The following is a 13,758-nucleotide window of genomic DNA, read 5'->3' as shown; positions in this document are numbered from 1 at the left end:
AGTCGTCAACCGCCGCCTGGGCGTCCGTTCCAGTGGAATCCGCGCGTGAAGATGAGGACGTCGGGAGGGCGAACCACAACGATCCCGATTCCCTTCAGGTCCACACCATCGAGGTGCTCGGCCGGATAGGGAATGTCGTCGACGATGACCTTGCCGCACGTCGGCGAGAGCATACGCTGGGTGGCCCGCTCGACCTCTGGTATGCGCCATCCCACACACGCCTCGGTCCCGTTGGACACGGGAATGAAGAGCCAGCGGAACAGGTCGGTGCTGGTCTTGCTTCTGAGACGGGCCTCCTCCAAACGCAGCCCCTGGATCACACGATATCCGAAGAGCCCGTTCGAGCTCCCCTTGTAACGCCGTTTCATCCAACGTTCGAACTGGTCGTTCCGAACACCCACGAGCAAGGGGTCGAGCGCGATCGGCTCCGGACGGATCTCCAAGTCCACGTCGTACCGCCGGTCGACTGAAACGGCTAGGAGTGGGGACTCGGTTTCGTAGTATCCGATCCGCTGCACGAACAGGAAGTACTCCCCCGCGGTAGGCACGGGCAGGCGATAGCGCCCCAGGCTGTCGGCGATCGACACCGCGACCTGGCCCCGTTCAGAATCCAGAAGAAACACGCCCGCCGTCCGGACCGGTTGTCCGTTGGAGGAGTCCAGCACCCGCCCTCGGATCTCCTGACAGCGCGCGTCGGTCGCCGCGAAGAAGAGCATGAAGAACAGCGTCAAGAGCCCCGACAGCGAGTGACGAATAGCGGGCCATGTCGACTCGCGCTGCTTGGCCAACTCAGCCACCCCTGTGAGTCCAGAGGAGGATCACGCCGCATTCATTCCGGCTGTACTGGACGGGGGTGTCGATCCCTATGTAGACCTCAACCGCCGCGAGTTGCTCGGGAGGGACCAGGTCGAGGTCAAGATCCAGGGTCTCGAGCCTCCCGTCCACGTACACTGCGAGCACACAATCCCGCCCCCCCCTCTGTCCCCTGCTGACCGCTCGCGCCATCGTGCCCGAGACTGGGCCAGTCGTGGGACTGCCGTCGGCCGGGGAAGCGCCGTACGATCCATACTGGATTCTCACGCCCGGAACGCGGCCGCGAATCACTTCGGAGACGCCGTTTGGAGTCAGCCTCTCGATGTCAAGCGCTGTGAAGTGCGTGCCTACCATTCCTTCGGACCTTTCGTAGAACCCGTTCTGCTCCAAAAAGCTCGAGCGGACTGTCACCTGGATGGGCTCGAGCTCGATCGGCTGGGTGACCATTGTGGGGGCGATCTCGACCGTCCTTCCCGGCTGGACGATCAAGGTCGCGGTACGCGGGGCGTAGCCCAGGTGCACGAAACGGACTTCGACCAGCCCGGGCTCGATGTCCCTCAGCGTGAATCGGCCTTGCCGGTTGCTGAGCGTGCTCGCACGCTGCTGCCCCAGCACCGTGACTTCCACGTCGGAGAGCGCCCGTTCTCCAAGCTCCGTGACCCGGCCCACCACGCTTCCTGTCTCGCGCAGGTCACCCACGACGGCCCGCTCCAGGAGAACGAGGAACTCCGGATTCCCCGGCACCTCCAACTCGCCTTGAAGCGCCTCGTAGCCGAGGCGCTCGGCCCTCAGCGCGTACCGGCCGGCGGGGAGTCCGTCCAGATCGAAGCGACCAGCCGCGTCGGAAATCACCACAATGCCGAGCGCCGGCACTTCGACAACCGCCGCACCGAGCGCGTCCCCGGTCCGCGTGTCAGCGATCCGGCCCGATTTGAAGAACCGCTCGCCCGGCTCGACGCTCACCGCCTGCTCGACCGCCGAGCGGCTCTCGCACGCCAGTAGCTCGCCGCCCTCGCAGGCGACCTGGTAGAGGCCCCTCGCGCGGGCGAGATCCCGAGTGACGCCGACGCCGGCTTCGTACATGAGGCCGAGGTTGGTGCAACCCACCAGCAAGCCGCCCTCGCAGGTGCGTTGGTAGAGGCTGTTGGCGCGGGCGAGATCCTGCGGGACGCCATCCCCGTACTCGTACATGAGTCCGAAGACGTTGCAGGCGATCATATCCCCGCCGTCGCAGGCGGACTGATACAGACGCTCGGGACCCTGAGCTACGACCATACGGGGCAGCAGGATCAGAAAGCCAGCCAGGATCAGGGCGCAACGGCTCACGTTTGGCTCCTTCACTACAGCCTCTCCAGCGATGAGTCCGACCGCTCCGGTTGGCTCCGGTTGAGAGTACATCGCATTGCCGTGCGGGTCGAGAGCGCCGGCGTCCACAGTGCCGCAGCCAACGGCCAGCGATCCCGACGCCAGTGCGAGTGGTCCTCTAGGGGCGGAAGATGCTCCATCAGGCTGCGGTGCGGGACGCAGGTAGGCGATATGCTGGCATAGTCGCCGGTCGCGGTACGCGCCATACGATAAGCAGTGGGGTGGTGCCGGCTCGGGTCAATCGGCCCCGGCGTCTCAAAAAACTCGACAAATTGCTGAGTCGTGGGGTGGGCTCAGAAGGATCTGGACATCGACAATCTGCTGGCTCCCGTCGGCTCAGCCACCTCGTCGAGTCCATAGGAGAACGACGCCGCAGGAATTGAAAAAGCGATACTCTATAGGGGTGTTCAATCCGCGGTAGACCTCCACCGCCTCGAGGCCTTCGGGTTGAATCCAGTCGAGATGAGAATCGAACATCGGCACGCCGTCGACGTACACCGACAGAACACACGGACCCCGGCCGACACCGGAACTCCGTCTGCTCACGGCTTGCACTGAGCTCCCAAACCGCACGGTGACACCGGGAACGCGCCAAAGAAGGTCGGATACGAACATGGGATCGATCGTGTCGAGGTCCTTGCGCGTGAACTGCCTGCCCCAGGAGCGGCGGGCTCTCCGGTAGAATCCGTTCCGCTCGAGATAGGAAGAGCGGACGGTCACCTCGATCGCCTCGAGCTCGATCGGCTGGGTGAACATCGTCGCCGACAGATCGACAGTGCTGCCCGGTTGCACGATCAGTGTCGCCGTACGGGGAGCGTAGCCCAGGCGCGTGAATCGGAGCTCCGCCAATCCGGGCTACAGGTCCCTCAGATTGAACCGGCCTTGGCGGTTGCTGAGCGTACGCACCTGCGTCTGTCCCAGTAGCGTGATGTCGACGTCCGCGAGTCCACGGTTTCCGCCCTCGTCCATGATGCGACCATTGATCCGTCCTGGGGCGAGCGGGTCGTCCACCTCGGCCCGGTTGAGGAGGATCAAGAAGTCCGCGTTCCCCGGGACGTCCAACTCACCCTCCACGACGCCATAGCCGACGCGCTCAGCCCTCAGCGAATGCCGGCCGGCTGGGAGGGTCCCCAGCTCGATCCGACCGTCCGCGTCGGAAATCACCCGAATCCCGAGGTCTGGCACCTCCACGATCGCCTCGCTGAGCGCGCCTCCTGTTTCGGCATCCCCGACGCGGCCGGACTTGACGAACCGCTCGGCCACCGCGGCGCCCCCGGTCTGCTCCACCGGAGCGAGGCCGCACCCCAGCATCTCGCCGCCCTCGCAGGCAACCTGATAGAGACCGACCGCGCGCGCGCTGTCCTGAGTGACGCCGGCTCCGGCTTCATACATGAGTCCGAGATTCGTGCAGCCCACGAGCGCGCCGCCCTCACAGGCTCGCTGGTAGAGACCGACGGCACGCGCGAGATCCCGCCTGACGCCTTCTCCGGTCTCGTACATGAGCCCGAAGATGTTGCAGGCGATCATGTCTCCGTCATCGCAGGCCTGCTGATACAACCGTTCAGTGACCTGCGACGCGACCGGACGGGGAAGCACAGTGAGGAGGACAACCACGAATAGCCAACTGCGTGTCATGTCGCCTCCTCAAGCCTCGTGGGCCGCCCACTCATGGTGGCGGGATGAGGTCACTGTTCTCATCCGCTGGCGAGCTGCACTCAAACGTATCGCGGTTCTGCTGCGCGCCCAACCCGTCCCACCCGCCACCAATCGCCGCGCTTCTTGTCCGCGGCTGGCACCGGTCGTACCATGCGGTTTGAGGAGGTGAGACATGAACGTCCGCATCCTGGCCTCGGCGCTCTTCGTGACCCTGACGGTGCCCGGGCCGAGTCTGGCTCAAGAGCTCTACGACGTGGTGATCCTCGGGGGCAGGGTGATGGATCCCGAGACAGGCCGGGACGAGATCGCCAACGTGGGCATCCGAGGAGAGCGGATCGAGGCGATCACGACGGAGGAGATCCGCGGTCGTGAGACGATCGACGCGCGCGGTCAGATCGTGGCGCCGGGATTCATCGACATCCTCGCGAGCATTGGCCGAAACCGGGACGCGCACGTGTTCAAGATCGGCGATGGCGTGACGACGGTCCTGGGCATGCACGGAGGGCCGCTCGACGTCGCTGGCTACGTGGAAGGGCACACCGCGGTCGGTCCGCTGGTCAACTACGCGGCGACAGTCAGTCATGCCGCACTCCGCGAGGCGGTCGGAGCCACGGATCGTTACGCGCCCGCGACGCCGGAGCAGATCGAGGCGATGCGCCCGCTCGCGGTGCGCGCGATCCGCGACGGGGCGGTCGGGATCGGCTTCGGGGTCAACTACACGCCCGGAGCCTCCTACGAGGAGATCTTCGCGCTGTTCGAGGTCGCGGCCGCCGAGGGCGTGCCCTGTCACCTGCACGCGCGCTACAAGGGCAACGTCTTCCCGCTGACGATGAGCCTCGCGGCCATGGAGGTAGTGGCAATAGCTGCCGCGACAGGCGCGCAAGCGCAGCTCGCCCATCTGATCTCGTCGACGGTGGGATCGGCGCCGCTCTCGATCGCGCTCGTCGAGGGGGCGTACGCCCGTGGGGTCGACGTCGGCTTCGACTTCCACGTGTGGACACGAAACCAGACTACGCTGCAGTCAGCGCTCTTCGACGAGGGCTGGCAGGAGCGTTTCGGCGGCGCGACCTACTCCGACATCTACGTCGCCGAAACCCAGGAACGGCTAACGGAAGAGCGCTTCTTCGAGCTGAGGACGCGGCCCGGCGGCCTCGCGATTCAGACCGAGTTCATCCCCGAAGAAGAGATGATCATGGGCCTGAGGAGCCCGCTCGGGATCGTCAGCTCCGACGGTGGCGGGCTCGTGAACGGACGCGGGCATCCCCGCAGCGTGGGTACGTTCGGCCGCTTCCTGGGGCGGTTCGTGCGCGACCTCCAGGTGGTGAGCTGGATGGAGGGAATCAGGAAGATCACGCTGCTCCCGGCGGGGCGCCTCGAAAGGGCGGTCCCCCGAATGGCGAGAAAGGGCCGACTTCAGGTCGGAATGGACGCCGACGTGACGGTCTTCGATCCGACCACCGTTCGAGAGCGAGCCACCTACGGCCGTCCGGCACAAATGTCCGAAGGCATCTCGTACGTGATCGTCAACGGCACACTCGTGCTGGACGGTGGCACGATCGTGGAGGGTGTGGTGCCCGGCCAATGGCTCCGGCATCCGCGGCCAGTCTCTTGACCCGTCACTCGGGACAGTTGCTGATCAGTACGTGTACGTCACGCCCGTCCGGAGCACCGTATCGATCCTCGCGACGCCGTCCGGAGGACGTGAGTCGTAGCGGAGGTTGAACGACACCGTGAGTGCGACCCTCTCGGTAATCGACGACGCGAGCCGCAGGTTTTCCAGGACGCGTACGTCCCGGCGGGCCCGGAGATCCGGCTGCAGATAGGTCGTGGAGGTCACGACGAGCCCCTCTCCTGAGGTCAGGCGAAGTGTCAGAAAAGAGCTCGACCGGACGACCGTCGTCTGCTGTGGATGGAGGGCGGAATCGGGCAGCTCGAGGCGCTCGTGTTCGAGCATCAGTGCCGTGCCGGCTCCAAACTGCCCCCATGGTCCGCGGGCGACCGCGGTGCGGATACCACCGCCCCCCACGAGCCGGAACCGAAGCAGTTGGGCCCGATCGTAGTTCGCCTGGGCGTACCACTCAGGCGAGATCCACTCGTGGGAGTAGGTCCTACGGTAGTGCAGGAGTCCGGAAGATGCGAAGCGGCTCCGCGCGAGAAGGCCGATGCCTCCATTCCCGACAATGAGTGTGGTCAGGTTCTCGCTCACGACGTAGTGGCGTCCGTTGAAGCCGAACTGCACGAAGTCCACGTTGCCGGTACGCAAAGTGAAATCGCCGCCGAAGGAACCAGAACGGCCCAGCGGCGGATCGTCGCGTCGCAGCGCCTCGATGTTCACCTGTGCGTGCGCAGGGCTCGCGAAAACGATGAGGAGGGTGGCGATCGAGGAGGCGAGATCGCGGATCACGGACTTGGCCAGAGGACTGATGATGCGCTCCAGAGACGGGTGTGTCGGGGCGTGAGGGGACTTCCGAACCGGTCGAAAGCTATACGTGTGAGTTGGCGGATGTAGTGCTGGAGCCCGGTCAGTTGATCGAAGGTGACGTCCGCGTACGCGGGCATTCCCCGGAACACCAGCGTGCCGTCCCGGGCGATTCCAGCGAATGGCGCCAGCGCCCAGCCGCGGTGTCAGCCCCGGAATCCGACCCCATGCACGCAGTCACGGAAGCGATCAGCAGCGAGGCGCCGATCAAGGGCGAACGACGACGGGAAGAGCGGAGTAGTGGCGACAGGGCTGCACCTCCTACGGTTAGCGGATCTGCCCCCCAACCTCCGGCGGCCTGAACGGCACGTATTTCACCAGCCGCATGCGGGTGACCTCACCCGCGTAGATGTTTCCAGAGAAGTCCACGCCGAGGAACTCGATTCCCGCGCCGACGTCCACGTCGTGTTGGGGAATGAAGTGCGTGACCCAAGCCTGCTCGGTTTTCAGGTCTCCGATCCGGATGCCCTTCTCCCACCCGAAGTTGCTCCGCCATGGGTCGGGCGGCCCGGTCCGCAACTGGCCCGACAGGCCATCGCCCGCGTATAGGATGTCGTTGCGGTCTATGAAGAGTCCGCTCGGCTTACCGTAGTGCGTCCAGATGTAGAGCAGCTCGCCATCCGGGTCGAAGACCTGGATCCGGCTGTTGCCGCGGTCGGCGACCAGGACGCGGCCCTGGGAATCGATCTTGATGTCGTGTGCGTCGCTGAACCGGCCCGGCTCCCTGCTCTCCGAACCGACACCGCCCCCCACGGCGAGCACGAAGGTCCCGTCGCTCGTGAACTTGACGATGCGGTTGTTCCCACCCCGGTGCCCATCCGATACCCAGATGTCTCCGTTCGCGGCGATCGCGACACCCGACGGTCCATTGAAGTGACTTTGGTCGTCTCCCCAGACCGCGGCCTCTCCCAACCGCATCACCACCTCCCCCTGACGGGTGAGCTTGAGGACTTGATGCCCTATGCCCATGCTCTCGCCCAGCGTGGCTCGAGCGTCGCCATGTGACCCGCCTTCGGTGACCCAGAGGAATCCCTCGTGGTCCAGGGCGAAGCCGTGCGGAAAGGCGAACAAGCCCGCGCCGAAGCTAGCCACGAGGTTGCCGTCGAGATCGAACTTCAGGATCGGATCCAAATCGCTTCCGGCGCACTGATTCCCGCCACACCGGTCTAGAATCCACAGGTGCAGCCCATCGGGGTCCGGGATGACTCCGCTAATGACGCCGAGGCTTCTTCCTTCGGGGAGATTCTCCCAACCGAAGGTGGCGCGGTACGGGTTGGTGGTGGAGGTCTGGGCGCGCAACGCCCCGCCCAATGCCGCGGTCAATAACGCCAAGCCGACTACGATCGTTACGCCTGTTCGCTGGGCATGCAACATTCTGTTGCTCTCCAAATTCGCAGTTTGTGGGCAGCGGGCCTCGTCTTCCGTGCCTCCGGTCAAACTATCGAAGCGACTCGACGAGTTCCACGAAATCGGACCACGCAACGGGCAGCCCGTGGATCGGCACAATCGTCTCGACGTCGAGCCCGAGGCGCTGCACGTGGCCCAACAGGGTCCGGCTGGCCGAAAGATCGGCCTCGATCAGGATCTTCTCGTTCGGTAGGTAGGCGACGAGCATGCCCTCGACGTGTGGGAGTGGGTGCACGTACGAGACATGCATCGAACGCTCCCCGTCGCTCAGCCAGTAGTTCTCCCGAACCGTCTCGTACTGATAGCCTTCGGCGAGCTCCGTCGGTGGCCAAAGCGCGAGCATATCGGGGTCGAGCGTCCGGGGCGCGTAGTTGAGCACGTCACGCGTGTAAAAGTCGTGGTTCTTCCAGTGCGTGATGATGGTGGCGCCGATGTGCATGTACGTGCGCAGCCCGCCGATGTGGTCATGGTGCTGGTGCGTGTTGACGAGGAACCGGATCGGCTTGTTGGGCACGAGCCTGACGACCTCGTCGATGACGGCGAGGCTACGCCGGTCGTCGATTGGAGCCTCCACGACCGCGACGTAGTCGTCGAACTCGACGGCCACGCTGTTGTGTGACGACCCGCCGAGCAGCCACACGCCCTCGGCTACCTCCAGCGTCGTGACCTCGACCGGGAAGTCAGCCCGGCGGACCGCATCCGGGACGGTGAGGGGGTCCTCGCAGTCGTTCGCTCGGATGTCTGCGAGCGTTCCGCCGAACGCATTGTGGCCGGCGTTGACGCTCTGGGTCTGGTAGTTGTCGTCCCATCCCTGGTGGTGATGCCAACCGGTGGGAAAGCGAACGCCGTCGCCGAGATCCACGTAGCTCGCGTTGCTGAACTCATGCTCGTAGTTCATGTCCCCGAGCACCGGATCAGGGACCCAGGTGTGGATCCGCTGAAGCAGATTCTCGCTATTGATGGTCGCGTCGACCCTGTACTTACCCAGCACGGTAATCGAGACAATCGTCACCTTCTCCGGGGCGACCGTCGCACCGTCGCGACCCATCTCACCGAGCTCCCAGCGCCAGGTGGCCCGCGCTTCGGCGCCCGGCATCATCGCCGCCTTGAGGAAGCCGTGCGGGTTGAGCCATAAGTCGAGCTGCCACCGCTCCGCGTCCTCGGGTGGCGCCGCAACGGGCGCGCTACCCTGCCCGTCCACGTGCCATGCGTGCATGCCGTTGACCGCGAAGAGCTGGCGACTATTCCGCTGTAGCGGCGTCCCGCCGCGCCATCCGAGTCCGTACTTCCACGACGCGGGGTTGTGGCCGGGCTCACGGTCGAACGTCTCGACCGAGGTCCCAGCGTCCCAGTTCATCGTCCGTGTGTAGTTCGTCAGCCGCTCACCCCGCGGCCAGTCCACTTCGTACCCATTCAGCCGCTGCTGGCCCACCATGCCGGCGTAGGCGCTCCCGGAGATCGTCACGCACCGCAGGTTGGCGACACCGATCGCTTCGGCGGCGGCCTGCAACACCGGGCCGGGATCGATGAAGCCCGGCGGTAGCTCCTGAGCGGCCGACGGCACGCCCATCAATGTCGCTGCGACTACGAGACCCGAGAGTCTGGTGGACATGCGCGCTCCTGAGTTCGCGGTGGCCCGATATGCGGCGGAAGGATAGGGAGAAGAAACGCCCTGCGCTCGTCCACCTTGGCGCAGGCCTATGCTATCGCGATATGATCCACTATCACGAGCCACGCGTCACGGGAGTTGGTCATGCTGAGAGTGAAGACCCTGGTGTGCGTATTCGTAGGCCTACTCCTCTGCGTCGGGCTGAGTCCAGCGTCTGCGCAGGAGCTGCCGCTAGAGCTTCCCGAGCGCGTCCCGGCCCAATTCATGTCCTACCAGGGAGCCCCCTGGCTCGAACGCGCCGAGCGCGTCGCCGAGGAAATGCCCGACGAGATGCTGGCGGCGATGGGCCTCGAGGACGGAGACGTGGTCGCGGACATCGGTGTCGGCTCCGGATTCCACACGCGCAGGATGGCCCGGCTCGTGGCTCCGACCGGCACGATCTACGCCGTGGACATCCAGCCCGAGATGCTGGAGATCCTGCGAGGCTACGTCGAAGAAGAGGGCCTGACAGGCATCGTGCCCGTCCTGAGCGAATTCGACGACCCGAAGCTGCCCGAGGGTGAGATCGACTGGATCCTGCTCGTCGACGTCTACCACGAGTTCTCCAACCACGAGGCGATGCTCGCCAAGATGCGGCAGGCGCTGAAGCCCGACGGACGGGTGGCGCTGGTCGAGTACCGAGTCGAGGACGGCACGGGCGACCATATCAAGCCCGACCACCGGATGTCGGTCCGCCAGGTCCTCAGCGAGTGGAACCCGGCGGGGTTCGACCTCGTCGAGCTACATGAGTTCTTGCCGGGCCAGCACATGTTCATTTTTGCGCCCGTTCGCAGCACACCCGTTCGCAACACGACAGCGGTCGAGCCCCGGTCGGTCATCGCCAACTACGACATCCTCGAGGCCCTCAGCGAGGGCCGCATCGAGGTGATCGCCGCGGGCCAGGGAGCGGAGACCGTCAAACTGACGATCAGGAGGATCGGGCCCGACCCAATAGTGATCACGTTCCCGGTCGGCACGTACTTCGAGAGCGAGAGCGGAGCCAGCGACATGGTCGCTCGCAGGGACGGCGCTGTCGTGCTCCGGGAGGATGGCCCCGAGAGCTGGACCGTCCTGGCGCGCAGAGTGCATAGGACGAGGCCGGTCCCCCAGCCGCAGGAGCGATTCGAAATCCGACCGGCTTACGAACACAGGGCCACGAGGAATGTCGTGTGGCAATTCCAGGGGATGAACCTCGGCCCCGTGCTCGCCCCCGTGATCGAGCAGCTCGCGTTGTGGATCGCCTCGGAGAACGCCGGCTACGATGATCTCGCCGAGCACGCGTCAGCTGTGCCGATCCCTGCGGAACGAGTTGTGGCGCTCGCCGCGGCGTATACGTCCTCGGCCGGGATCGACATCACCTTGAAGCGAATATGGACCGACCGCGAGAAGTTCGTGCCCGCGCTCACCGACGAGAGCCTGAAGAGATTCTTCGAGGCTCGACAGAACTGAAGCGTCGTCCTACCTCCCGGGAGCCGCCCTGTACACGTCGTCGCTCACCGGCTCCATCCAGTTCACGGTGCCGCTGTAGATCGTCATCTGAAGCGCGTCTTCCTCGAGCCCGGCACCGTGCCAGTGCTCGACGCCAGCGTCCGTCCACCAGGGCTCGCCCGGCTGCATCACTTCTAGAGCCTGCCCGCGCACCTGCGTGCGCCCGCGCCCTTCTTCGATCATCAAAAGCTGGCCGTCAGTATGAGTGTGCCAATTGGAGCGGCTGCCGGCTGGGAACAGGAGGCGCAACGTTCTCACCTCCTCACTGTCCACCACAGAAGGGTTTCCGCCCATGAAACGGCTCTGCTGCTCGGCCATTGACTCCACGGGGTTCGTGAGAAACATGAACCCGAAGATGCCGGTCCCGACGAGCGCCAGCGCGAGCATGATCTGGGACGACACACCATTTCCACGTTTCATATCACTTCCCCGGGTCCGAGTCGGAAATCGGGGTCACCGTTACGTTGAGGTTTGCGTAGCTGAACATGGAGCCATCGCTGGCGACCGCGCGCAGCACGTAATTTCCGGGCTCGCCGAAGGTCGTTTCGGCAACCCACCTACCATCCTCAGGCGGCTCGGGGATGATCCAGGGAGGCGACCACGGAGAGTTGCCCCATACTCTCGAGTCCGTCCACGTCTTCATCTGCGTGGGCGTAAAAGTCACTTGTTCGGCATCGCCGCGGTACACGATCCACGACAGCCGCAGGCCGGGTCCACTGAGCACCACGATGGACGAAGGAGGCCGGTATAGCGCTGCCAGCGTCGTCGGCGGTCCTCCGCCTCGCATGCGTCTGGCCGGGAGGTTGTCGGGATCGTGAGCCTTCGCGACCACCGTCAGCACCTGGCCGACTCCGATGCTGACATGCGCATCCCCCTCGATCTCGAGCTCCGGAGGAATGTTGGTGCGAAGAGCGTCGCTGAGGCTACCGAAGTTTCCGCCTACTTCCGTGGAGATCACCTGCGGGTCGATCCGGTAGTCGGGGGCTTTGGACGCATAAGTGCGAAGCGTCTTCCCGTTGGTCTTGAGAGTCCAGACGAGCTCCTTGGAGCCAAAATCCGCGGGCACCTGAATCGTGAACAAGAAGGGGTTACGTCGCGGGTAGAAGTGCGTCGGCTGTCCTTGGTCCGCAGTCGCCGGATCAAAAGCCTCTCGCTCGATGTCGTCGAGCCCTCTCGGCTCGGTGAAGGCGAAGTAGTTGTCCGGCCCGACAGGGACGTTGAATTCCTGCTCCCAGTTGGAGTTCATGTACCCCATGAACAGCGTCAGCGAACCGTCCTCGTTCGGCCACCACCCCTCGTAGGCCGGAGACACGGTCTGGCCGCGCAAGTACATGAATCGGGTCTGGGCGTCGGCCGCCTGGACGACGAGGAGAACTGCGAGAGCCGCGAGCAGGAGCCTCGACCCTTGCGACCTCATCGTTCGTCCCTTCCGCCCGTCGGGGGTCCGGCCGTGCCCTCCTCCGTCATCGTCACGGTCGGGGCCCAACACAGCGGACACCCGACGTCGTAGTCGTTCCTATCCTTCATCAGCGCTCGTCGCGTGGCCATCTCCGCCTGGAACTGCTCTTCCGTGAGCGTAACCGAGTAGCCAAGGTCGATGAACATGTTCGAAACCGAGCGCCGACCACCGCCAGCCCAATTTCTCGCGTCCGCAATATTTGGATTGTCAGCGGTGGTGTCGAGGAAGCCGATGATGTGCAGAATGGTGCCCTTCGGCAGCAACGGCGCGGAATCGTCCTCGTAGACGTACTGCTTGACCCAATTGTGATCGTAGCCGACGCAGTTGAGCGTGAACTGGTTGTGGCCCCAGATCGCCTCGAGGCACATGCGTACGCCCGGCGCGTGCAGGTGCGGCTCGAAGGCGATGATCTTGGTGTGCTCCTGCAGCACTTGGTAGGAATGGAATTCCTGGTTGGCTTTGTTCGGAGCCACGTCGATGTCGACGCCATTGCCGAGACGGGGGCCTCTCCTCGTGTACTCCGGTTCGTATCCCACTGGGAAGAACTTGAAGCCGAACTCGAGGTGCCCGGTCGACTCGCGGCCGTTCGAATGGAGATGCGACGCGCCCAGACTCAGCGCCGAATTGGCGGGAAGGAGTCGGCCGGCCTTCACCGGAAAGACATCCGCGTTGCGCCCGACCTCGTGGATGGGCCAGCTCGTCCTGCGATCGATGACCTCGGTGCCATCCTCGCTCAGGACGCCGCTGGTATACGTCATGTGGTGCCACATCCAGCGTCCGCCCACCGTGCTGCTAGCCGCGTCCGCGGGAATATCGTTGACCTCTCGGACCTGGACTGCCATCACGTAGCGGTCCTCCGTGAGACCCGTCGGCACGAGGCCAATATCGCCCCAGCGGTCGGGCCCGACGGCCGGCATGGTCATCTCCCTGGAAGTGAGGATCAGGTCGGGCTCACCGATCTCCCAGTCAGAGGCGTCACTGAATACGAGCTGCGGCGGCATGTCGGCCGGATCGCCCTCGGGAGCTCCGTTGTCGGCCCATGCCTGGATCTTGGCCAGCTCTTCGTCGCTGAGTGAGGGGTCGTTCTTGAATGCGAGGATCCCGATGTCCTTTTCCACGAACCACGGGGGCATGGCGCCCATACGGTCCCGGATGGCCGTCTTGCGCGCGATTCTGCGGCCGTACCGCTGCACCTCGTCGTAGGTAATCAGTGACATCGGTGCCCCACCACCGGCGCGGTGGCAGTTCTGACAGCTCCGTTGAAGGATCGGAGCGATGTCTTTGCTGAACGTGACAGCCTGTGGATCGATGCCGAAGTCCGCCGCCGCAAAGAGATGCGGCTGGTGGTTGGCGACGCTGGCGTCGTGCGTCTGAGCGCTGGCGGCGACGGGCAAAATCAGAAGGGCCACGACCGAATAGGAGAACTGTCTTGCGTTCATCACA

General features: G+C 64.7%; 12 protein-coding genes. 2 read left to right on the top strand and 10 right to left on the bottom strand.

What is annotated here, in order from left to right:
* Positions 1-5: 5 nt before the first annotated feature.
* From IIB36_03825 to IIB36_03810, 4 genes are all read right to left on the bottom strand, one after another.
* Entirely contained in the window at positions 6-797 is a 792-nt protein-coding gene (locus IIB36_03825; GenBank protein ID MCH7530875.1) for a carboxypeptidase regulatory-like domain-containing protein, read from the bottom strand.
* A complete protein-coding gene (locus IIB36_03820) occupies positions 790-2,139 on the bottom strand; it encodes a carboxypeptidase regulatory-like domain-containing protein (protein MCH7530874.1) in 1,350 nt (449 codons plus the stop codon). The genes IIB36_03825 and IIB36_03820 overlap by 8 nt, the downstream gene beginning before the upstream one ends.
* A gap of 375 nt (positions 2,140-2,514) precedes the next feature.
* Positions 2,515-3,027: a TonB-dependent receptor plug domain-containing protein gene (locus IIB36_03815; protein MCH7530873.1), complete on the bottom strand. Its 513-nt coding sequence runs from the start codon at positions 3,025-3,027 to the stop codon at positions 2,515-2,517.
* Positions 3,028-3,033: 6 nt separating this feature from the next.
* On the bottom strand, positions 3,034-3,813 hold the full coding sequence (locus tag IIB36_03810) for an SEL1-like repeat protein (protein ID MCH7530872.1): 780 nt from the start codon (positions 3,811-3,813) through the stop codon (positions 3,034-3,036).
* A gap of 193 nt (positions 3,814-4,006) precedes the next feature.
* Between IIB36_03810 and IIB36_03805 the strand changes: the two genes are divergently transcribed.
* A complete protein-coding gene (locus IIB36_03805; protein ID MCH7530871.1) occupies positions 4,007-5,446 on the top strand; it encodes an amidohydrolase family protein in 1,440 nt (479 codons plus the stop codon).
* 24 nt (positions 5,447-5,470) lie between these two features.
* Here the strand turns inward: IIB36_03805 and IIB36_03800 are convergent, their stop codons facing one another.
* From IIB36_03800 to IIB36_03790, 3 genes are all read right to left on the bottom strand, one after another.
* Positions 5,471-6,238, bottom strand: a complete 768-nt coding sequence (locus IIB36_03800) for a DUF481 domain-containing protein (GenBank protein MCH7530870.1) — start codon at positions 6,236-6,238, stop codon at positions 5,471-5,473.
* Positions 6,239-6,580: 342 nt separating this feature from the next.
* Positions 6,581-7,687, bottom strand: a complete 1,107-nt coding sequence (locus IIB36_03795) for a hypothetical protein (GenBank protein MCH7530869.1) — start codon at positions 7,685-7,687, stop codon at positions 6,581-6,583.
* 64 nt (positions 7,688-7,751) lie between these two features.
* Positions 7,752-9,332 (bottom strand): MBL fold metallo-hydrolase, encoded by a 1,581-nt coding sequence (locus IIB36_03790; protein MCH7530868.1) that lies wholly within the window; start codon positions 9,330-9,332, stop codon positions 7,752-7,754.
* 141 nt (positions 9,333-9,473) lie between these two features.
* On the opposite strand from IIB36_03790, the gene IIB36_03785 reads away from it, so the two are divergent.
* Complete coding sequence (locus IIB36_03785; GenBank protein MCH7530867.1) at positions 9,474-10,817, top strand: class I SAM-dependent methyltransferase; 1,344 nt, start codon at positions 9,474-9,476, stop codon at positions 10,815-10,817.
* A gap of 9 nt (positions 10,818-10,826) precedes the next feature.
* Here the strand turns inward: IIB36_03785 and IIB36_03780 are convergent, their stop codons facing one another.
* The 3 genes from IIB36_03780 to IIB36_03770 are packed head-to-tail and all read right to left on the bottom strand — an operon-like array spanning position 10,827 to position 13,754.
* On the bottom strand, positions 10,827-11,276 hold the full coding sequence (locus IIB36_03780; GenBank protein ID MCH7530866.1) for a cupin domain-containing protein: 450 nt from the start codon (positions 11,274-11,276) through the stop codon (positions 10,827-10,829).
* Position 11,277: 1 nt separating this feature from the next.
* Positions 11,278-12,273: a hypothetical protein gene (locus IIB36_03775; GenBank protein ID MCH7530865.1), complete on the bottom strand. Its 996-nt coding sequence runs from the start codon at positions 12,271-12,273 to the stop codon at positions 11,278-11,280.
* The gene (locus tag IIB36_03770) at positions 12,270-13,754 is read right to left on the bottom strand and encodes a cytochrome c (protein ID MCH7530864.1); all 1,485 of its coding nucleotides are present in this window, start codon (positions 13,752-13,754) and stop codon (positions 12,270-12,272) included. Before IIB36_03770 ends, IIB36_03775 begins: the two co-directional genes overlap by 4 nt.
* Positions 13,755-13,758: the final 4 nt, after the last annotated feature.

It is taken from the genome of Gemmatimonadota bacterium (assembly GCA_022560615.1).
In the GTDB taxonomy this organism is placed as follows: Bacteria; Gemmatimonadota; Gemmatimonadetes; order Longimicrobiales; family Gaopeijiaceae; genus UBA1138.
The sequence above is the reverse complement of the archived record's forward strand: the minus strand, read 5'-3'. Positions and strand labels throughout refer to the sequence as shown.